This is a genomic window from Phormidium sp. CCY1219 (assembly GCF_035615515.1).
GTDB lineage: Bacteria > Cyanobacteriota > Cyanobacteriia > Cyanobacteriales > Laspinemataceae > CCY1219.
In genome coordinates this window covers 1-21,538 of the sequence record NZ_JAJENT010000230.1, presented here as the reverse complement: position 1 = coordinate 21,538, position 21,538 = coordinate 1, and the positions used below count along the sequence as shown (strand labels likewise).

At 50.5% G+C, this 21,538-nt stretch carries 16 protein-coding genes; 12 read left to right on the top strand and 4 right to left on the bottom strand.

Annotation, left to right across the window (positions count from 1 at the left end; all coding sequences use genetic code 11):
* Window positions 1-821 precede the first annotated feature (821 nt).
* The 4 genes from LKK83_RS02300 to LKK83_RS02285 all read left to right on the top strand — a co-directional run bounded on the left by LKK83_RS02300 (window position 822) and on the right by LKK83_RS02285 (window position 7,520).
* Complete coding sequence (locus tag LKK83_RS02300) at window positions 822-2,861, top strand: efflux RND transporter periplasmic adaptor subunit (protein ID WP_324629173.1); 2,040 nt, start codon at window positions 822-824, stop codon at window positions 2,859-2,861.
* A gap of 83 nt (window positions 2,862-2,944) precedes the next feature.
* The gene (locus LKK83_RS02295) at window positions 2,945-6,151 is read left to right on the top strand and encodes an efflux RND transporter permease subunit (RefSeq protein WP_324629171.1); all 3,207 of its coding nucleotides are present in this window, start codon (window positions 2,945-2,947) and stop codon (window positions 6,149-6,151) included.
* A 208-nt stretch (window positions 6,152-6,359) separates the two neighbouring features.
* On the top strand, window positions 6,360-7,256 hold the full coding sequence (gene truB / locus LKK83_RS02290) for a tRNA pseudouridine(55) synthase TruB (RefSeq protein ID WP_324629170.1): 897 nt from the start codon (window positions 6,360-6,362) through the stop codon (window positions 7,254-7,256).
* 123 nt (window positions 7,257-7,379) lie between these two features.
* Window positions 7,380-7,520 carry a hypothetical protein gene (locus LKK83_RS02285; protein WP_324629169.1) on the top strand — a complete coding sequence of 47 codons (141 nt, stop codon included), beginning with the start codon at window positions 7,380-7,382 and terminating at the stop codon, window positions 7,518-7,520.
* A 92-nt stretch (window positions 7,521-7,612) separates the two neighbouring features.
* Here the strand turns inward: LKK83_RS02285 and LKK83_RS02280 are convergent, their stop codons facing one another.
* On the bottom strand, window positions 7,613-8,662 hold the full coding sequence (locus tag LKK83_RS02280; protein WP_324629168.1) for a mechanosensitive ion channel family protein: 1,050 nt from the start codon (window positions 8,660-8,662) through the stop codon (window positions 7,613-7,615).
* Between the two features lie 390 nt (window positions 8,663-9,052).
* Between LKK83_RS02280 and LKK83_RS02275 the strand changes: the two genes are divergently transcribed.
* The 7 genes from LKK83_RS02275 (at window position 9,053) to scpB (ending at window position 18,380) form a co-directional block, all read left to right on the top strand.
* Window positions 9,053-10,981: a S9 family peptidase gene (locus LKK83_RS02275; RefSeq protein WP_324629167.1), complete on the top strand. Its 1,929-nt coding sequence runs from the start codon at window positions 9,053-9,055 to the stop codon at window positions 10,979-10,981.
* Window positions 10,982-11,194: 213 nt separating this feature from the next.
* Window positions 11,195-11,770 (top strand): rhomboid family intramembrane serine protease, encoded by a 576-nt coding sequence (locus LKK83_RS02270; RefSeq protein ID WP_324629166.1) that lies wholly within the window; start codon window positions 11,195-11,197, stop codon window positions 11,768-11,770.
* Between the two features lie 119 nt (window positions 11,771-11,889).
* Window positions 11,890-12,723, top strand: coding sequence for a DUF6544 family protein (locus tag LKK83_RS02265; RefSeq protein ID WP_324629165.1), 834 nt, complete (start codon window positions 11,890-11,892; stop codon window positions 12,721-12,723).
* Between the two features lie 110 nt (window positions 12,724-12,833).
* A complete protein-coding gene (locus tag LKK83_RS02260; RefSeq protein ID WP_324629164.1) occupies window positions 12,834-16,322 on the top strand; it encodes an AAA-like domain-containing protein in 3,489 nt (1,162 codons plus the stop codon).
* A 185-nt stretch (window positions 16,323-16,507) separates the two neighbouring features.
* Window positions 16,508-16,771, top strand: a complete 264-nt coding sequence (locus LKK83_RS02255) for a TIGR02450 family Trp-rich protein (protein ID WP_324629162.1) — start codon at window positions 16,508-16,510, stop codon at window positions 16,769-16,771.
* A 106-nt stretch (window positions 16,772-16,877) separates the two neighbouring features.
* Window positions 16,878-17,729, top strand: a complete 852-nt coding sequence (locus LKK83_RS02250; RefSeq protein ID WP_324629161.1) for an ABC transporter ATP-binding protein — start codon at window positions 16,878-16,880, stop codon at window positions 17,727-17,729.
* Between the two features lie 81 nt (window positions 17,730-17,810).
* Complete coding sequence (scpB, locus tag LKK83_RS02245) at window positions 17,811-18,380, top strand: SMC-Scp complex subunit ScpB (RefSeq protein WP_324629160.1); 570 nt, start codon at window positions 17,811-17,813, stop codon at window positions 18,378-18,380.
* Between the two features lie 144 nt (window positions 18,381-18,524).
* Here scpB and LKK83_RS02240 read toward each other — a convergent pair whose 3' ends face one another.
* A complete protein-coding gene (locus tag LKK83_RS02240) occupies window positions 18,525-19,349 on the bottom strand; it encodes a pentapeptide repeat-containing protein (protein ID WP_324629159.1) in 825 nt (274 codons plus the stop codon).
* Window positions 19,350-19,605: 256 nt separating this feature from the next.
* On the opposite strand from LKK83_RS02240, the gene LKK83_RS02235 reads away from it, so the two are divergent.
* Window positions 19,606-19,815, top strand: a complete 210-nt coding sequence (locus LKK83_RS02235) for a hypothetical protein (protein ID WP_324629158.1) — start codon at window positions 19,606-19,608, stop codon at window positions 19,813-19,815.
* Window positions 19,816-20,460: 645 nt separating this feature from the next.
* On the opposite strand, the gene LKK83_RS02230 is transcribed toward LKK83_RS02235, so the two are convergent.
* Together LKK83_RS02230 and LKK83_RS02225 are read right to left on the bottom strand one after the other, a co-directional pair.
* On the bottom strand, window positions 20,461-20,829 hold the full coding sequence (locus LKK83_RS02230; protein WP_324629157.1) for an HNH endonuclease: 369 nt from the start codon (window positions 20,827-20,829) through the stop codon (window positions 20,461-20,463).
* Window positions 20,830-21,058: 229 nt separating this feature from the next.
* A complete protein-coding gene (locus tag LKK83_RS02225) occupies window positions 21,059-21,247 on the bottom strand; it encodes a DUF6887 family protein (protein ID WP_324629156.1) in 189 nt (62 codons plus the stop codon).
* Window positions 21,248-21,538 lie beyond the last annotated feature (291 nt).

Genomic DNA, 21,538 nt, shown 5'->3' with positions numbered 1-21,538 from the left:
GCGAGTGTTTACTCGTATCTTATAAACATGAGCCTCTACTCATATTGTACGGCGTCCCGGGGTTTCTTGCCGCTTCTGGGAGGCAACGGTCCCGACACCGCGCCAGAAACAGGGAGCACCTTCTCCGGTTGACTCTGAGTGTACATAAACCCCAGGATCGACGCGATTTCTCCGCTTGCCCCTGGGGCAACTGCGAGGGAAGCTAGCCGGGGACGAATCGGGGGTTAAAATAAAATTTTCTCCGGCAATAAATGTCAGATATAGTCAGTAAAATTATTCGACGCTTGCCTGACTTCCGACTGGATAAACTGGGGCGATAAAACTGCATTTATAACGGGGTAAATCCTGGAAAAGTTTATAAAAAAGTTAGAACGATGATTCTAAACCTGTGGCAGCTATGCCCGGGATATTTTGTTGCAAAATTTTCTCGGTAATGGCTTGAGCTGGAGAAAGGGGAACTCACGCAAACGCCTTATTGTTAGAGGCTTTTACGAGATAAGCTGTCAAGCCATTACCAAAACTCGAGAGGAATAGGCCGAGGGGATTCTGGCAATTTTTAGCATAAATTTTGCATGTTTTTACACCTTTCACCCAGTTGGGTGAAGGCAGGGAAAGAGGAGAATTGTAAAATTAAAAAATAAAGGGTTAGCTAGAAACAGCTAGAGCAGAGTTTGTAAAGAGAATGATGTGCTATCGCCAGGTCAACCTAGCGGTGATATTAAAAGGAATATTTTCAGGTAATCTTGGCAAAAAGCCGAGATAAACCCAAGCGAATCGGCTCAACTCAATGCAACCCACGCCAGTGTTTTAGGAAACCAACCATGACTAACACCATCCAGAGCTTTTCACCCCAAGAATCATCGATATCGTTGAATGGTAATGGCGCAGGGAAAGGCACGCGCGATCGCCATCCAGAAGGCGAGGCTAGAGTAGTGGTGCAAGAATGGGAGCCAGAGGCGGTAGAGACTTCCGCCCCGGGAGAAACGGTCCCCCGAGAAGAAGAGATTCCCGCCGAGAAACCGAAAAAGCGGGGCAAATCCGGTGGATCCTGGGTGAAAAAAACCCTATTGGTACTTCCCTTGCTAGGGGCGATCGCGGCATTTGGTGGTGTAGGAGTCATGCGAGTGCGAAACGCCCAGGCTCCGGTGCAAGAAGCGCAGCAAACCGCGCAACCGGTGGGCTTGCCCGTGGCTGCGGTACCGGTGGAAGTCTCGCCGATTCAGGAATGGGTATTTGCCGATGGGAGTGCCACAGCGGTTCGCAGCAAGCACCTCACCTTTGAGGAAGGCGGAACCATCACCTATATTAAAGAAGTGAACGGACGGGATTTGCGAGAAGGCGATCGCGTCAGCGAAGGGGAACTGTTAGCCAAAGTAGACGATCGCCGGCTCAACGCGGATTTAACCCAAGCGAGAGCCACCACCGCCGAAGCCGAGAAACAAAAAAGCGTGGCGATCGCCAATCTCTCCCAAGTGAGAGCCAACCGTGCCCAAGCGCAAGCCAGCGTCGAGCAAAATTACGCCAGCATCGAACAAGCCAAAGCCAAAGTGGAGCAAGCGAGAGCCAACCGCGCCCAAATCGAAGCCAAAGTCGAGCAAGCGCAAGTGGGCGTCGAACAAGCGGAAGTCAAAATAGAACAAGCGCAAGCCAACGTTGCCCAAGCGCGAGCCAAACGGGAACAAGCGATTTCCCAGGTTGCCCAAGCCAAAGCCAACCTAGAAAAAGCGATCGCCGACCTAGAACTGGCGCGCAAAGAACAACAGCGTCGCGTCACATTATATCAAGAAGGGGCAATTTCGCAAAGCGACTTAGACCTGTACACCAACAAATTACAGAATGCCGAAGCCGCAGTTGCCACCGCCAGAAGCCAAGTGAGCGCCGCCGAATCCGAGGTAAGAGCCGCCGACAGCCAACTCCTGGCGGCGGAAAAAGAAGTAGATGCGGCCAAACGGCAGGCGATCGCCACCCAAAAAGACGTGCAAGCCGCACAAAGCCAACTCGCCGCCGCCACCCAAGATATAGAAGTAGCCAAAAGTCAAGTCAAAGCCGCCAACAGCCAACTGAGCGCTGCCGAAAGCCAAGTGAGAGCGGTAGAAGGCAACCTGCGCGCCGCCGAAGCCCAAGTAGAAGCCGCCCAAGCCGGCATCGAATCGGCCCGCAGTGGCATAACGAGAGCTTCCGTCAACCTAGAAGACAGCGCCTTGTATGCGCCCTTCGACGGGATTATCGCCTACCTGAATATCACCGAAGGCGACTACTGGATGCCGCAACGGGTACAACCCAGTGCCGACTATCAGACGATAGTAGAACAAGTGCCGATGATTGTCATCGACCCGAGCGAATTTGAAGTCACCGTAGAACTGCCCGCCTTCGAGGGAGAACGAGTGCAACCCGGACAACGGGCGTTTGTGGTGCTCGAGGGAGACGCCAGCGCCGCCGCCGGCGGCGATACAACCAGCGACAGTTTGATTCAACGGGCCAAAGCACGAGGGCGGGTATTTTCCGTCAGCCCCTCGGTCACTCCTGGGGGTCGTTCCGTGGAAGTGAAAATCCGGATTACCGACGGGACGGAAAACCTGCGACATGGGGGGAGAGTTTCGGCGTGGATTGCAGTGGCTGAAAATGAGAATGCAACTGTTGCGCCGTTGAATGCCTTTGTGTTTCGCGATCGCAATCCCTATGTATTTGTGGTCAACGAAGCCACCGGCAAGGTGGAAAAGCGAGAAATCACCCCCGGGATCGAAGGCATTTCCCAGCGCGAAATTGTCGCCGGGGTGAAACCGGGGGAACTGGTGGTCACCGAAGGGAAAAACCGCCTGGTGGATGGCGCACCGGTGCAGTTAATCGAGCGGGTACAATAGAGGAACCGACATGAAAACTGCGATAAACTGTGGCAATTTTCACCCAATGGCAACATCGTTAAACCCTTATCGGTAAACTGACCATGAGCGAACTGCGAGTTCCACCCGAAAACCATCATCCGCCGTCTCACATTCCGGACGTGCGCCAAGCTTCCCCCGTGACAAAATTCTTTTTCCTGAAAACCGTATTTGGGATTTTGTTATGCATTTTATTTGCGATCGGCGGGTTGATTGGGACCGCCTCGATGGTGAAAGAAGGCGAACCCGAGATTAAAGTGGCGATCGCCAGTATAGAAACAGTCTGGCCCGGTGCTGACCCGGAGACCATCGAAAACCAGATTACCGACAAAATCGAAACCGAACTCAAATCTCTCAAGGGGTTAAAAGAGATTAGCAGTGCGTCGTATAACGGGCGATCGCGCATCGTTGTCGAATTCCGGGCCGAAGCGCCGGTCAGCGAGTCCATTGCCCTTGTCCGGGCCGAAGTAGACGAAGCCAAACCCGAATTACCCGAGGAAGCGGAACAGCCGAAAGTCGAGCAAATCTCCGTGCAAGACGCCCCGGTACTCACCGTGAGCTTATTCGGGGACTTGGATATGGCCGTGTTGAGTCGCGCCGCCGACGACCTGCAAGATATCTTAGAAAAAGTGCCCAACGTGCGAAAAGTAGACTTGGGCGGTCAGCGGGACGAAGTAATTCACGTGCAACTGCTGCCCTCGCGCTTGATTAACTTGGGGATTTCTTCCACGCAAGTCGCCCAAGCCATCCAACAGGGTAACATCGATATGCCCTGGGAGCAAGTGGAAAGCGACCAAATCGGCGCTCAAGTGCGATTATACGGGCGCTATCGCACCGTAGAGGATTTGCAAAACTTGCCCGTAGCGCGTCTCGGCGGGAACGAGGGGCGCGTGGTGCGCCTGAAAGAAGTGGCCGAAGTGCGGCGGGATTTAGAACGAGAAGAAAATCGCGCCTTTTTGAGTTGGAATGGCAGCGAATTCAAACGCGCCATTAACGTGGATGTGGTCAAAGTGCCCGGGTCGGATACGATTAAAGTGGTGGAAGATTCTTTAGAGGCGATCGCCACCGCCAAAGAAAACCCGAATATCTGGCCACACGGCATGGAATATCGAGTAATTAGTACCGATGCCGAAAAAATTCGCGATGACCTCAGCGACTTAATTCAGAATTGTTGGCAAGGAATTCTCTGTGTTTTTATCATTTTATTCTTCGCCTTAAGTTGGCGCGAGGCACTGATTGCCGGCTTATCGATTCCCCTAACTTTTATGGGCGCGGTGGCCATTTTATGGATAGCCGGTACAACCCTCAACACGATGGTTACTATCGGCATGATTTTAGCCCTCGGTTTGCTTGTCGATGTCTTCATCCTGATGATGGAAGGCATGCACGAAGGCATTTTTATCGAAGAATTGAGCTTCAATCAAGCAGCCCTAAAAACCGTCAAAACCTATGCCATTCCAGCCTTATCCGGGCAGTTAACCACCATTTTAGCAATGGCTCCGTTAATGGCGATTAGCGGGACGATGGGGCAATTTATCCGGTTAATTCCGATTAGCGCGATTACTTGCTTGATTTTAAGTTATGCGATCGCCCTTTTGATTGATATTCCCCTCTCGCGCTACTTACTCGCCAATCAAACTGGCAAAGGCAAAAAAACCTTTATCGACCAACTCACCGAAACGGTTTCCCACCGCTATCATCGCTGGACCTTAAAAACCACCGTTCGCAACAAAACCACTGCCCGCCTGTGGGTATTTGGAGCAGTGAGTCTGTTTGTTTGCGCCTTAATTTTAGTCGGAAGCGTTCCCGGCACTTTATTCCCCGATTCCGACCGCGATAAACTGAGCATCAATATCGAATTACCCCCTACCACCACGTTAGAAACCTCCCAAACCGTTGCCGATGATATTGGAGAAATACTGCGAGAAAAAGAGTATTTAGAAAGCGTTATTAAATTTGTCGGACAGCGGAGCAATTTGGTGGAAGAAAGCGGCATGAAACCGAACCAGGGGAACTACTTGGTCGGGTTTTCTGCTATATTTTCGCCCAAATCAGAACGGGAGAAATATTCCTTTGAATATGAAGACGAATTGCGGGTAGAATTAGATAAAGCCCTGCAGCAGTATCCCGGTGCGTCTTTGGTGGTGAATGCGGAAAGTACCGGGGAAGGCGGCGACCCGATCGCGGTGGAAATTAGCGGTCGAGATATGGACCAATTGCGCCGCATTTCCACCGAAGTGCAACTCGCTTTGAGAGAAATCCCGGGCACCTCCGACGTGCGAGATGACCTGGGGGCATTGCGACCGGATATCAAGTTCCGTCCCCGTCGCGAAGCGATGGATTTCTACGGCGTGAATCCCGACGACCTAGCCATGCAGGGACGATATGCCATGACCGATACGGATATCGGTAATTTTCCCCTGGGCGGAGGTGAGGAAGATTTGGAAATTCACTTAAGTACCGCATGGCCTTCCCGAGGTGGTGACATCGGCGGTCCCACCCGCCGGGACGAACTGCAGCAGATTCGCATCTTTGCCGGTGGCGAAACCCTAGCGGCGGGTCAGGTTCTGGAACGGGAAATGGGAGAAGCGCCCCTGTCGATTACGCACAAGGATACCCAACGTACCGTCACCGTGTTAGGGAAAACCTCCGGGCGCACCGTGGGTGAGATTTTAGCGGATTTAGAGCCAAAGCTGGAAGAAATGAAACGCAGTTGGCCGGTGGGGTATAATTATCACTTCGGCGGCGAAGCGGAAACCCAAAGCGAAACCTTCGGATCGGCGAAACAAATGGCCGGGGTGTCCTTGTTTCTGGTGTTTGCGGTGTTGGTGATTCAGTTTGGATCGTTCACTCAGCCGTTTATTATTATTCTGGCGATTCCGTTTGCGCTGATTGGCACGTTTGGCGGATTTTTCCTGGCCTGGATTCCGATTTCGTTTCCGGCGGTGATTGGGATTATTTCCCTGACCGGGATTGTGGTGAATGATTCGATCGTGATTGTGGAGACGATGAACAACCACCGCGATCGCGGGATGAACGTGCGAGAAGCGGCGGCGAAGGGAGCGAGCGATCGCTTGCGTCCGGTTCTCACTACCAGTTTGACCACGATTGCAGGGGTAATCCCGATGGCGTTGAGCGACCCCGTGTGGTTTCCCTTATGTGCGGCGATCGCCTTTGGGCTAATCGCCTCTACCGCGATCGCCCTGTTAGTTACCCCTTGTTTGTATTTGCTTCTCACGCCGAACAAACCGCTCTCGGAAGCGCATTCCTAGGCGTTTTCCAGATTGCGCCAACCAACTGAACCGCAGCGATCGAATTTCTAGGCGATCGCTGCTTTATTTTGTCCCCATCTCGCGCTACAATATCACCGATGGCACTGGGATTCTCCGTTGCCCTTGTCCGACATGGGGGTAAAACCCCCCGGAATCGGCGGATTTGGGCACCCCAGTGCGAGCGATCTAGAAGCGGGATGAGACTGTTGTGGAAGGATTCCTAAATCTGAACAAACCGAAGGGCATGACCTCTCACGACTGCGTAGGGCGGATCAGACGCCTGTTGCGAATCAAGCGCGTGGGACATGGGGGCACCTTAGACCCCGCCGCCACCGGGGTGTTACCGATCGCGATCGGCAAAGCAACCCGCCTGTTGCAATACATGCGATCGGATAAAGCTTATTGCGCCACAGTGCGCTTCGGCGTGACGACCACCACCGATGATTTAGAGGGAGAAATCGTCACTTCAGCACCGGCATTCTCCCTGAAGCGGGAGCAAGTGGAAGAAACATTACCCCAGTTTCTCGGCAAAATTCAGCAAGTGCCCCCAGCATATAGTGCCATTCAAGTGAACGGAACTCGCCTGTATGAGTTAGCGCGCGCCGGTGAAGCGGTAGAGGTGCCCGCGCGCCAGGTGGAGGTGCGTGACATCGAAGTGCTGGGGTGGCGCGCCGGAGATTTTCCCGAAATCGACCTGGCGATCGCTTGCGGGCCTGGCACCTACATCCGAGCGATCGCCCGGGATATCGGGGCGCGGGTACAAACCGGCGCAACCCTCGCCCGTCTCACCCGTACCGCCAGTAGCGGGTTCCACCTGGAGGATAGCTTAACCTTCGCCGATGTGGAAACGCAACTGCAACAAGGGGAGTTTCAACTCATTCCCCCCGCCACCGCCCTAGCACATTTAAACGCCGTCACCCTGAATCGCGAAGAAGCGCGTCGCTGGTGTCAGGGTCAGCAATTACGCCTCGGCGATCGCAGCATCCTGACTCCGCCTTTGCAGGTTTACCGCGAAGATGGGCGCTTCTTGGGAATTGGCCAAATCAATCCCGGCGAAACCCCATCGGTCCTGCGTCCGAAAATGGTGTTTCATCCAGGATCCTAACCCAGGATCGGTTCTGTCTGATGAGGATATCTCCAGATCCCAACTTTCTCTAGAGAGAATATCACCCAATCGGGTGAGCCAAATGGGTGAAGCGAGTTCGCGGCGATCGACGATACATTAAGAATGTCCCTGAGAAGAGGGGCGAAATCTCAACCGGACATCGACACCCCCCCCGAAGATGTCTCCGCCTATTATGATGCGTGGTTGAGTACGCATACCCCGGCGATCGCCCCTTCTCATCAGGGATTTTTTTTGCGTTTTTAGAGATTATCTCCTGGGAAAGAAGATTACCAATCAAACATCCTCTCGGGCGGGTTAGGTTCGTTTACCCTACCCCGTTCCAGGGGGTTTTTGAATTATTGGCTGTCAATTTTTTCCCCATCTTGGGGGTAAACCGGGCGAATGGGAAACGGAATTTTAATGCCTTCCGCTTGGTAGCGCTTATGCAATCGCTTGATAAATTCATGGGTAGTAATCAGGCGATCGAAATATTCTTGACCCGCCAAATACACCGTAAAATTAATGCTAAAATACCCAAAACTATGATATCGAACAAACGGCTCAAATTCCGGCACCCCTCCGGGCACTTCTCGCATCACCGCTTTCGCCACTTCTAGGGTCACTTGTTCCACTTTTTCTAAATCGCTCTTGTAACTGATTCCCACCTCAATCAGCACCATCATTTCTTTTTGCGGTAAGGCGTAGTTTTTAAACGTCGCCGACACCAATTGCGAATTCGGCACCACCACCAAATTATTGGGAATTTCCCGAATCGTGGTATGTCGCCAAGTCACATCCGTCACATATCCTTCCTCACCGGTTTCTAGTTTGACATAATCTCCCGGATTGACTTTTCGCGACATAATAATATTTAGTCCGGAAAACAGATTTGCCAAGGTTGTTTGCAAGGCCAAACCAATCGAAATTCCCCCTACCCCTAACGCCGTCAGCAGCGGGGTAATCGAAATCCCAATTGATTGGAGGATAATCAAAGTACCGAGGGTGAAAATAAACAGGCGGGTGAGATTTTCCAATAACGAAGTTAAGGGCAAAACTCGTTCGGACGTTTGACTGTAAACCCGAATGAATCCCAAAGAAAGGCGAGAGAAAACCAGGGTAATTGCCCCTAAAAGAAAGGCTAAAATAATTTTCGAGAGAACCGTTTCTATGGTAGGGGTTAACCCACTGGTGACGATCGCCCCATAAATTCCGGCGGTAAAAAAAATGACAAATGGCATCCCTTTGAGGGATTCGACTAAATTTTTATAGCGGCGCAGCTTGTGGATTTGCGGGATAGCTTTCAGTTTGGTGAAGAGTCGCTTTTCAAAGATTAACCCGCCAATTAAGCCACATAAGATTAAGCCCAACGGAATAAAAATTTTGAGAATTGCGATCGGAAAAAACATGTTTTGCGGTTCCCCACCCTTTCTTGATTTGCACGACAACTGCACCGAATTATAAAACCCCAGAGAATTTAATTCTCGGTTAGCCCATTTTCAAACGTTTTTCACCTGTGGAAAAACGAGATGAGGGATTGGCGTAACTTTTATTATAAACCGAAACCCGAATAGCGCCAGAAATGAGAAATTGCAGGGGAACCGTGATGGCCAAAAAAAGCGGCGTTGGGGGTGGCGGTTTCGCCGGGGGCGTCGCTGAAACCATCGGGGGGACTATCCAATCCGGTCGGCTCAATGATAGATTATCTAAGGCGAGGAATTCGGGAATGAAACCCCCTGGGATTTAGCCGGGGGAGTGCAGTTCCCACTCTTGCTGACGCTGTTGTGTGGAGACCGAACATGTCCGAACCGCAAGTTATACCTTATGGATCGTGGAAATCCCCTATCACCTCGGATCTGATAGTTGCCGGTACCGTGGGGGTAGGGCAAATTGCCCTAGATGGGAATGACATTTACTGGGTGGAGATGCGACCCTCAGAAGGGGGACGCTATGCGATCGTCAAGCATACATCCGACGGCGATCGCCGCGATGTTACCCCAGAGGGATTCAACGTTCGCACCCGGGTTCACGAATATGGCGGCGGTGCATTCGCTGTGAGTGAGGGCACCGTGTATTTTTCTAATTTTACCGACCAGCGCATCTACCGTCAACCCCCGGGGGGCGAACCGCAACCCCTGACCCCGGAAGGGAAAATGCGCTATGCCGATTATGCGATCGATGCCCAGCGAAATCGGCTGATTTGCGTGCGCGAAGACCACAGCAGCGCCGCCGAACCCCTCAATACCTTAGTGAGCGTTAGCGCCGAAAATGGGGCGGATGTGCGCGTGTTAGTGGCGGGAGAGGATTTTTATTCTACCCCGCGCCTCAGTCCCGATGGGGGAACCCTGTGCTGGTTGAGCTGGAATCACCCGAATATGCCCTGGGATGGCACGGAACTGTGGGTGGCGCAGGTGAATGCTGACGGGTCTCTCGGAACCAGCGAAAAAGTTGCGGGAGGTGTGGACGAGTCGATTTTTCAACCGCAATGGTCCCCGGATGGCACTTTGTATTTTGTCTCCGATCGCTCTGGGTGGTGGAATCTCTATCGGTGGACCGGCGATCGCGTCGAACCCTTGTGCGAAATGGCGGCAGAATTCGGCGTGCCTCACTGGGTGTTTGGCATGTCTACCTATGGGTTTGCCGCCAGCGATCGCATTGTCTGCGCCTATACCGAGCGAGGCAATTGGCATTTAGCTACCCTGGACACTACCACTGGCAGCCTCCAGGCGATCGAAGTGCCTTATACCTCTATTTCTTCCGTGCAGGTGGCCGGCGATCGCCTTGCCTTTATCGGCGGAAGTGCCACCGCACCCACTGCGGCGATCGCCTTTAATCTCACTACGAGTCAAGGGCAAGTTCTGCGCCAATCGATCGATTTAGACCTAGATCCGGGTTATCTTTCCGTCCCGCAATCGGTGGAGTTTCCCACGGAAAACGGATTGACCGCCTATGGTATCTTTTATCCCCCTACCAATCGCGACTGTATCGCCCCCGAGAACGAATTGCCGCCCCTGCTGGTGAAAAGTCACGGCGGACCCACTGCGGCGGCGAGTCGGAGTTTGAATTTGGGAATCCAATATTGGACCAGTCGCGGTTTTGCGGTCCTCGACGTCAACTATGGCGGGAGTACCGGATACGGACGCGAGTATCGCCAGCGTCTCAACGATCGCTGGGGAATTGTGGATGTGGATGACTGCGCCAATGGTGCGAAATATCTGGCGGAACGCGGGATGGTGGATGGAAACCGACTGGCGATCGCCGGCGGAAGTGCGGGCGGTTATACCACTTTGGCGGCGCTCACCTTCCGGGCGGTGTTTAAAGCCGGTGCCAGCTATTACGGCGTCAGCGATTTGGAAGCGTTGGCCAAAGAAACGCACAAGTTTGAATCGCGCTACTTGGATCGGTTGATCGGCCCGTATCCGGAACAAAAAGAACTGTACGTGCAGCGATCGCCCATTCATTTTTGCGATCGTATCTCCTGTCCGGTTATCTTTTTCCAAGGGTTAGAAGACCAAGTGGTTCCTCCCAACCAAGCGGAACTGATGGTCAATTCCCTTCGCACAAAAGGCTTGCCCGTCGCCTATGTGCCCTTCGCAGGGGAACAGCACGGGTTTCGACGCGCTGAAAACATCAAACGCGCCCTGGATGGAGAATTTTACTTCTACTCCCGGGTCTTTGGATTTGAACCCGCAGAGGCGTTAGAACCCCTGGACATCGAGAACCTTTAATCTCATCCGCGCCTTCCGCAGGTAACATCGGCATCATTATGTAGAGACGCGATGAATCGCGTCTCTCTACAATTACCGCCGTAGTGTATAAACGGGAAAACAGCGATCGGCAATTGTCGGCGATCGCCTCCCCCCCCATCCCATTGGCGCGAATTTCAAATAAAGTTGTTACCCTAGAATCATACAACAATTTGTGACTTTCGAGGCCAGAAAATGACTAGCAACAAGTCAAAGGGGATCGCCCACGAACTCAAAAGCCAGGTGATGATTTTGGGTGGCTTAGTGGCCCTCATGTGGATCCTGGAGTTCATCGATTTATTCCTCTTCCGAGGAAGGTTAGACGCTTACGGCGTCCTCCCCCGTAATATCATTGGATTGCGCGGCATTTTATTCATGCCCTTTTTGCATGGCGGTTGGCCCCATTTAATTGCCAATACCGTTCCCTTTATCACCCTAGGTTGGTTGGTCATGTTGCGCGAAACCAGCGACTTTTTTATCGTAACGGCGGTCACCATGCTCGTCAGTGGAATGGGCGTGTGGCTGTTTGGTTCTCCCGGTTTCCATATAGGCGCAAGTGGCGTCATCTTTGGCTATCTGGGGTATTTGCTCCTGCGCGGTTTCTTTGAGCGCAATCTGGTTTCAATTTTATTATCCGTTCTCGTGGGTTTTCTCTACGGCGGAATTATTTGGGGAGTCTTGCCCTTGCAACAAGGCGTTTCCTGGGAAGGGCATTTGTTTGGCTTAATCGGTGGTGTATTTGCAGCACGTTTCTTATCGCGCAAAACGTAAAACAATTATTTGTTCACGTAGGGTGGGCACTGCCCACCATTCCTCCTCAAATCACAACCTTGCCTCAATCAGTTTAACACCAAATTACCCAAAAAAAACAATTTAAACCCAACAAAACTATGAACTCAATTCTTCAAATTAGCGAAATTCTCTTGGGTGCGATCGCCGGATTTATCGGCATGGGTTGGCTGGGATTGAAAATCAAACCCGCCAGTTTTCCCCCTCATCCCGAAGAACCGACCCAAGACTTTGGCACAGTCGAACTGCCAGAAAATATGCCGCCACAGATGCAGCATTACTGTCACGCTATTTACGGGGAACGGATTCCGAAAATCGAATCCGCCGCGATTTGGGGACGGGCAAAATTCAAACTGTCTGGATTGCAGACATTTCTGCGATTTAAAACCTACTATCGTCAGAATGAATTTTGTCGCTATATGGAATTAACCTGGTTTGGTATTCCGATTTTTAAAGCTGCCGATTCCTATCTCGATAATTCTGGTAAAATGGCAGGAAAAGGATTAGTGAGTTTCACAGAAACCGGAGAAAAAATCGACCAAGGAGCGACATTAAATTTATGGGCAGAAACCTTGGTTTGGTTGCCCGCCATGTTGGTTAACGATTCCAACATTCAGTGGAAAGTGGTAGATGAGAACACCGTGGGAGTGGGAATTCCCTGGCGCGATCGCACCGAAACCCTCTGGGTGAAATTCGACCCGCAAACCCATCTGATTAGCGAACTGTTCGCCATGCGATATCGGGGACAAGAAGAAAGCAAAACCTCCTGGAAAGCCACCGGATCGAACTGGCAGCAATTTGATTCGACGAAGCTACTTTCCCCAAATGTAGTCCGATGGGAAGATGAACCAACTCCTTACTGGATTGGCAATTTAGATGGAGTGGCGTACAATGTGGATATTTCTCCCAAAACCCTTGCCGAAAAAGTAGAGTAATTCTCGATGGCAATTGCTATAATTCCAGGGCGTTTAACTTATCGCCAATGGGAAAAATTGCCCCGATCGCCTTCAGCGATCGCCCTGCTGTAATGCAAGACACTTAATAAATGAACCACTCTATTTACCAAGTGGGCGGTAGTCTTCCGCCCCTATCTCCCACCTACGTCAAGCGCCGTGCAGATATAGAACTCCAGGATGCCTTACAACAGGGAGAATTTTGTTATCTGCTCAATTGCAGACAGATGGGAAAATCATCCCTGATGGTAAAAACGAGAGCGCGTTTGCAAGCAGAGGGCTATTCCTGTGCCACGGTGGATATGACCCAAATTGGCAGCGAAAACATTACGCCCTTGCAATGGTATAAAGGGCTGATGGTAGATTTATGGCGCGGTTTCAATTTGCTGGGCAAAGTCAATTTTAAAACCTGGTGGAAGCAGAGAGAAGATTTGTCTTTCAGTCAAAGGCTTACCTACTTTGTGGAGGAAATTATCTGGCCGAATTTTACCAGTGAAAACTTGATTATTTTTATAGATGAAATTGATAGCCTCCTCAGTTTACCCTTTGCTGTGGATGATTTTTTCGCCTGGATTCGCTACTGTTACAATCAAAGAGCCAGTGACCCGGAATACCAACGATTGAGTTTTGCCCTGTTTGGGGTGGCAACTCCTTCAGATTTAATTCAAGACCGCAGTCGCACCCCATTTAACATCGGCAAAGCCATCGCCTTGCAAGGGTTTAGTGCTGCAGAAGTCCATCCCATCGCCCGAGGATTAAACCCCCTTGGAGAGGGTAAGGCTTTCCTCGATCGCATCCTTTATTGGAGCGACGGACAACCGTTTTTAACCCAAAAAATATGCGATTTACTCTGGCAGAGTGCAGAGGGAATTATCCCCTTTTCGGAAGGTAAAAAGCGAGAAGAAAGTTGGGTGGATTTCGTGGTGCGATCGCGAATAATAGACAACTGGGAATTTCAAGACGAACCGGAACACCTGCGGACGATTCGCGATCGCCTCACCAGCAAGTCAAACACCGGGCGGTTATTGGGAGTTTATCAAAAAATTTTACAAGAACTTCCCGTCGCCGCCAACGGCAGCAAAGACCACATGGAATTATTGCTCAGTGGTTTGCTGGTGCAAAAGGGAGGAAAATTACAAGTTAGGAACCGGATTTATCAGCAGGTTTTTAACCTCATTTGGGTGCGGGAACAATTGGCGCAATTGCGTCCCTACGCGCAACTGTTTGACGAGTGGATTGCCTCGGAAAAAAGCGATTCCTCGCGCCTGTTGCGGGGACAGGCATTGCAAGAGGCCAAAAGTTGGGCAAGGGGCAAGAGTTTAAGCGACTTAGACTATCAGTATTTAGCGGCGAGTGAAGAAAGCGATCGCGCCCGACTGCAAGAACTTTTAGATGCCGAAAAAGCGCGGGCGCTGAAAATTCAGATGGAATCGATGCAACAGCAACTTGCCGAAAGCGAGAAACGTCAGCGACAGGAAGAGCAAATCGGACGGTTGCAACGAAAGTTGTTAGGAATTGGTAGCATTGCCTTAGCGATCGCCATTAGTTTGAGCCTGACCACCTTTTGGCAGTATCGCTACGCCCTCGAAAGCGAAATCCAGGCGATCGCCACCACCTCCGATGCCCTCTTTGCCTCCAATCATCAGTTAGATGCCCTAGTCAAGGCGATCGCCGCCCACCAGCGCCTCCGCCAATTCGGATCCGCCAACCCCCAACTCACCGCCTTAACCCAGCGCCTCTTGCAACAAGCCTCTTATACAACCATCGAAGCCAACATCCTCGCCGGACATGGCGGCGAAGTGTTTCGGATTGCCTTTAGTCCCGACGGCACCTCGATCGCCTCCGCCAGCAACGATCGCACCGCCCGGATCTGGCGCAAAGACGGGAGTTTAGTCGCCACCTTAACCGGTCATACCGCCGGGGTGGTAGGTATCGCCTTCTCCCCCGACGGAAACACTATTGCCACCGGCAGCAACGATGGTACGATTAAACTCTGGCAACCCGACGGCACTTTGTTGCAAACCCTCACCGGACATGGCGATCGGATCTGGGATGTGAGTTTTAGCCCGGACGGTCGCACCTTGGCCTCCGCCAGTTGGGACGGCACGGTGAAACTCTGGCAACTCGACGGTACCCCCATCCACAGCATCAACGCCCATCCCGGGGCGGCGTTGACCGTCGCCTTTTCCCCGGACGGTGAAATTCTCGCCTCCGGTGGTTTAGACCGAACTATAAAACTCTGGAAACCGGACGGCACTGCGATCGCCACCCTGACCGACCATAACTCCCCCATTTACGACCTCACTTTTTCTCCCGACGGTCGCACCTTGGCCTCCGCCAGTTGGGACGAAACCGTGAAACTCTGGAACCGGCAGGGCCAGGTGCAACAGACTCTCGCGGCTCACAATGGTGGCGTGTGGTCCGTGGCCTTTTCTCCCGATGGTCAATTTCTCGCCTCCGGTAGCACCGACCAGCAGATTAAACTCTGGCGAATCGATGGCACGGAATTGGCCAGCTTGGAAAAACATCAAGCCGACGTTTTTGGTGTTGCCTTTTCCCCCGACGGTAAACTCCTGGCTTCTGGGGGGTGGGACAATCACATCCAACTCTGGCGGTTTCGCAACCCATTTTGGTTGACCCTCGATGGCCATAGCAACCAAATTTTAGCGATCGCCTTTAGTCCCGACGGTGAGTTAATCGCCTCCGCCAGTAACGATCGCACCGTGAAACTCTGGCACCCGGATGGCACGCTGATTCGCACTCTCACTAAGCATAAAACTTCGGTTCATGGGGTGGCCTTCAGTCCCGACGGTCGCTTCCTCCTCTCCGCCAGTTTGGACGGCACCGCAAGGCTTTGGCACCCGGATGGCACCTTAGTGAGAACCATTCAATCCACCCCTATCTGGGATGCTACCTTTTCCCCCGACGGTCAACGCCTCCTCACCGCCCATCGTGATAATACCGCCAAAATCTGGCAACTCGACGGCACCTTACTCGCCACCCTCGACAGCCATCGCGGTTGGGTGGTGGGGGTCGCTGTTTCCCCAAACGGTCAAATCCTGGCCACTGCCAGCGAAGACAATACCCTGAAGCTATGGCACTCTGATGGCCGGGAAATCGCCACCCTCGAAGGTCACACAGCCCCGGTCTGGAAAGTGGCGTTTTCCCCCGACGGCAACATCCTGGCTTCTGCTGCTAACGATAACACGGTCAAACTCTGGCGCACCGATGGTACGTTAATCGCTACTCTCACTGGACATCAGAGTAAAGTGAGGCATGTGGCTTTCCACCCGGACGGTCAGATGTTGGCCTCGGCTAGCGATGGTGGTACGGTGAAACTCTGGAGGCTGGACGGCACCGCGATCGCTACCCTCAACGCTCACGGTACTGGCGTTTGGGGCCTCACATTCTCTCCCGATGGCAACACTCTGGCTACGGGAGGAGCGGATAACCGGGTTATGTTGTGGGATTTAGACCGGGTACTTTCTGTGGATTTGTTAGACTATGCCTGCAATTGGGTTCGCGATTATTTGCAAACCAATCCCTATATTAATCAGGAGGATAGAACGTTATGTCCGTAGGTCATCCGAGGGAATTTTATCGCCCCCTCGGGATTGAATTAATCTTTATCGCCTTCTGGAAGCCCGAGCGCCGGGTTCTCCCTGTTACGACGACACTCTAGGTGAATGCGATCGTCCTCGCGCGATCGGGCAAAATATGTCATGGTAAACACAGGCGAATTCACTTATTCCAACTTGAGGCAGTGATGGCAAAAAAGCAGAAATTTCCGTACTTAGTGGGTTCAAAATGGACCGCTCTGCAAGAAACCTGGGGGTGGCGACACTTTCAAGTGGTCAACCGCAAAAACCAAGGCAAATGGGTGTTTGCAGAAGTGGTGGCAGCTTGCGATCGCCAGGTGCGTTTTTGGTTGAATGCCAAACAGCTGAAAGACAAATCCCTGTGGCAAGCCGGCTGGCAATCTTTGCAAGAAATGCAAGACCCACCGCACAGTGGAGATGAAGAGCTGTGAGGGCTTAACCGACTGCGGCGATCGCCTGGTTGGGGAATGGGCAGTGGGGGGCGATCGCGTTTAATGCTACCGTAAGTAAAGAACCTTTTCTGACCCTGAAATTTTTATGAGTACAGCGGTTTGTCTGCAAAACGTTGAAAAAAGTTACAATAAAGTCCCCGTGGTGAAAGGTTTATCCTTTACGATTCAGCCCGGAGAAATGTTTGGCTTGCTCGGCCCAAACGGTGCGGGTAAATCTACCACAATTCGGATGCTGACTACCCTCACCAAACCCACGGGGGGGAAAATTGAAATTGGTGGATATGATGTCCGGCGTCAAGCGATTCAGGTGAAGCAGTGCATTGGCGTTGTTTTGCAACAAGTCAGTGTGGATAACGACCTGACAGTGTGGGAAAATATGGAATTTCACGGGCGGCTGCACCACATTCCCAACTCGGAACGACAACGGCGAATCGAGCGCTGGTTGGAGTATGTAGAATTAAGCGATCGCAAAGAAAGTTTGGTGAAAACTCTCTCTGGCGGGATGAAGCGCCGATTGCAAATCGCCCGCGCTTTATTGCATCAACCGCAAATTTTGTTTTTGGATGAACCGACGGTGGGATTAGACCCGCAAACTCGCCGGAGATTATGGGAAATTATTCGGGATTTAAACCGCCAAGGAATGACGATGTTGTTAACGACTCATTATATGGATGAGGTGGAATATCTATGCGATCGGATTGGCATTATGGATAGCGGCAAACTCATTGAATTGGGAACTCTGGAGGAGTTTCGGAAAAAACATGGGGAGGGGTTAGTGATGAAGCAAATTGGCGATCGATGGGAGTACAAATTTTTCCCCAATATAACAGCCGCTAATGCGTATTTGGAACAACAACCGGATAAAACGGGTTTGATGGTTCGTCCTTCTAATTTAGAAGATATTTTCGTCGAACTCACCGGACGACAGTTAGATTAAATCCCCGGAAGTTTTTAACTCTATTCCCCAGAGATTTAAAATCTTCAGGGGTAAGCGATTTGATGGAAGGAAAAATCATAAATGCCTAATTTAGCCAGTCAGATTGAAGCCATACTGTATTTAAAAGGCAAACCGCTTTCGCTTGCCGAAATCGCCGAATATGCAGGGTGTGACAAAGAAACAGCCTCCGAAGCACTCATCGAGCTGATCGATGATTACGCTCATCGCGACAGCGCTTTAGAAGTGGTGGAAACGGATAATGGGTATAGTCTCCAACTGCGAGAGGTTTTTCAAGAGTTGGTGCATAGTTTGATTCCTGCTGAATTAGGTGTGGGTGCTTTACGAACGCTCGCCGCGATCGCCCTGAAAGGTCCCCTTTCTCAAACTGACTTAGTAGAGTTGCGCGGTTCGGGTGCCTATCAGCACGTTCAAGAACTCGTGCAACAGGGATTTGTCCGCAAAAGAAGACAATCAGATGGGCGATCGTACTGGTTGCAAGTAACCAGTAAATTTCATCAATACTTTCAGTTAGACAAGCTACCGCAACAACTAGAATTGCCTTTGCAAAAAGAACAAAATTCAGAAAACGATGAACCCGATGAATTTGATGAAACCCCAGAACAATTCCGTGAAGAATCACCCACTGAATAGAGACAGGACTTACACAGATTTTGAGAATCAACCCTACATTTAGGGTTTGATATTAAATAATGGGTAAGTCCAAAGAGGAAAGAACGCTCTGTGCTGTGATTCCTGCTGGTGGAGGGTGAAAAAAAGCCAGTGAAATAGGAGTTTCTAAGCTTGACTCAACGCTTGTAAAAATTCCAACACCACCCCATCACTGTTTTCCATACATTGGGTAACCGGGTAATGATGGATGATGTGGATACCCTGAGTTTGCATAAGGCGATCGGTTTCTGCCTCATCCTCCGCCACCCCCTCCATGACTAGAATCCCTAACTTTCCTTCAGAACAAACCAGAAAATGAAGGGTTTGATTTTTCCGATTCTCCGGAGTCGTCAACCGCGCCGTAGCGTTGGGGAAAAACAAAACTCCCGCGCGATCGAGTGCTTCTGCAATCTTCACCTCTGCCTGCGATCGAAACTGCCAACCATTCCAGGAATGAAAACTGGATTCAGAATTTGAATGGGCGATCGGGTTGACTTCCGGTTCGGCATTTATATCATCTGACTGTAATAATCCAATCTTATCATCCGGCCTTTTCGCTTTGTAGAAATCGCCTTGACAGGAATCAGCTTGGCCTAAATTAGCAAATAGTTTTGCACCACTGAGATTAGCTTCACTTAAGCTGCCTCCGCTAAGATTCACTCCAATGACTTGAGTGCGATACAAATTTATTTGATTCCGACGTAAATATCGCTTCAGAACAGACTGGAGATTACCTTTTTTAACCTTTTCTCCGAATGCTTCTGTCAGTAACTTCCAGAGTTTAGCACCTGTTGCCTTGATATATTCCGAATTATATCCAGAGACTTGAGCAATTTCCTGATAAGACTGGTTTCCTTCCCAACACTGACGAAAGATCAACTCTTGAACGTCATTGAGGCGATCGTCCTCCAGGACAGTTTCCACAAGCGCCAGTGCTTCGTCAACCTTCATCTCTCAAGTCCTCCTGAACGTTGTTATGGTAATGTGACCAGGGGTTAGCAGCAGGTAGGACAACTTAGCTGGAGCCACCGCCACCTGTTCGCAGCAGGAGTCACTCCGCCATCCGCCCCTCGAATTTGCGATCATCTTACCACAAAAAGCAAAAAAACGCTACTTTTTATCACTTTTCGTCACTTTTTATCACTGGACAAGCTAAAACCGGGTTGTTATAGTGGGTACAAGCTAGAGGGATTTGAGGATACTCCTAATGAAAGTCAATCGTTCTAAACTCTGCGCGATTGCTTTACTGACTACTACCTTGAATGTAGTTCCAAATTTAGCTGTAGCTCAAGTCGCTGATAGGTCACAATTAAACGGCCAAAATATTAACATAGACCTAAACTATGTTGGCGATTTTTGTATTCTTTTAAGACCTATCCAAAATCATGCAGATGTAAGACTTGATTGGGGACCATAATTGAAAGGAACTATTCTAAGTTCCGATAAAATTTAAAGTATTTGAAGTTTTGTGACATATAGCAGTCCTAAATGATTTGTAACAAAACTAGCGAGCAAGATGCTCGCACTCCCAGCCTTTCAGACCCGGATCCATGACACCACTGATTTAGGATTGCTATAGCTGTTACATCTCAATAAAATTTAGCAGCATAGGTAAGATGCAGTTAGCAATTTACTGAATATTCTGTTTTAGCCGAAGGAGGTTAATGATAAGATGAAGCTCAACTCAGGTTTGTTTTATAGAGGCGCTTTGGTGGCCAATTTGCTTATAGCATTTACGATTGCTTCCTCTAGCAATGTTCACGCCGAAGGCCCAAGGGGGAAAGGAGTAAAAAATTATAGGTCTAATTGCAGTTTTTATGGACAGAACCAAGCTCAGGCTGAATCAATTGGCTGTTCGATTGAGCAGGGAGCAAGCCGAATTGTAATCAGATGGGATATGGATTTACGACTACTCTGAATTCTCAAAGATTGGATGGGTATAGTAATTGGCTATCCATGCCTTCTGAATCCAGAGCGCAAGTACGATTTTATTCAGGTACTGGAGAAGTAGCTCACGTCGAAATATACGAAGGTCCCGGTCAAGGAATCATTGTTGTGGATCCTAGGGTTGTAGAGCGTTGAATCTCCACAAAAATGTCGTTGCTCGATCTGTAGGCGTAATCCCGACAATTTGAGCGTTTTCTAATCGAAAATGCTCTGACCAGACTTGGGCGCGTGGGTTGAATAACGGAACAATTTCCCCCCTAACCGGCACAAAGGCTGCTAAGTCAGAACCTTTGTGTCGGTTGCAGGGTAAACAAGATAAAGCTAGATTCTCGGCGATCGTTTGCCCTCCATGTTTGACCGCAATAAGGTCAACTTCCTGGCGGTAAATTGAAAAGTCTTGGTGAATGAGATAGTATTCGCATTTCCCTTCAGCCCGATCGCTCGTAAGCTGACGCAAAGCCGTCGGTATGGAAGAAAAACTCATTTTATTGATTCTGCATAAGCTTTTGCCTTCAGCAACGTCATTAAGCGATCGAGTTGCTCGGATAAATCTCGTTCTTCTGTTGGGGAGCCTTCAACACTCCTCCCCCCTCGCCTCTAACACTACAGAATCAGGGGAAGCAATTTCTGAGAGGGAATCTTCCCTAATGGAAGGCAATACACCGACAGTCTATCCAAAACGGCGATCGGCAACAAACGTATTATGATTTTGATTAAAGTTTTTCCTGAAAAATAGCCTTCATCTCTTCATCGGTAATATCGTAGGCGTATTTAGCAGTATTTTCACTCCTGCGGCTCATCAGAATTTTAAGTGCTGCGTGACAAGCAGACTCATCATTCCGATGAGCTGTAATATAAGCTTTTAATTCGCTATGGGTCAGATTTTGGAAACTTTCGCTCATTCAACAAACTCCCACATTCCCTCGTTATTAATTACCCTGGTGCAACAGTGGGAAATTTTTAACCTCATACCAAATCAGTTTTTGCGGTTTTTCTATTAGCTCGCGCAGGCGGGCTTCGTCCGTATAGCCCCACCCTTCAGGGTGCGGGTTTTGGCGATTAAAACCTATTAAAACAACAAAACCCCAACGCTTTCATGTTGGGGTTCTGTCTAATATTAACCGGGCACCGAGCTATTTTCCCAGGAAGTCACCCTCCAAGTATCGTCGCCGCAGTCGCGTTTCACAGCCGAG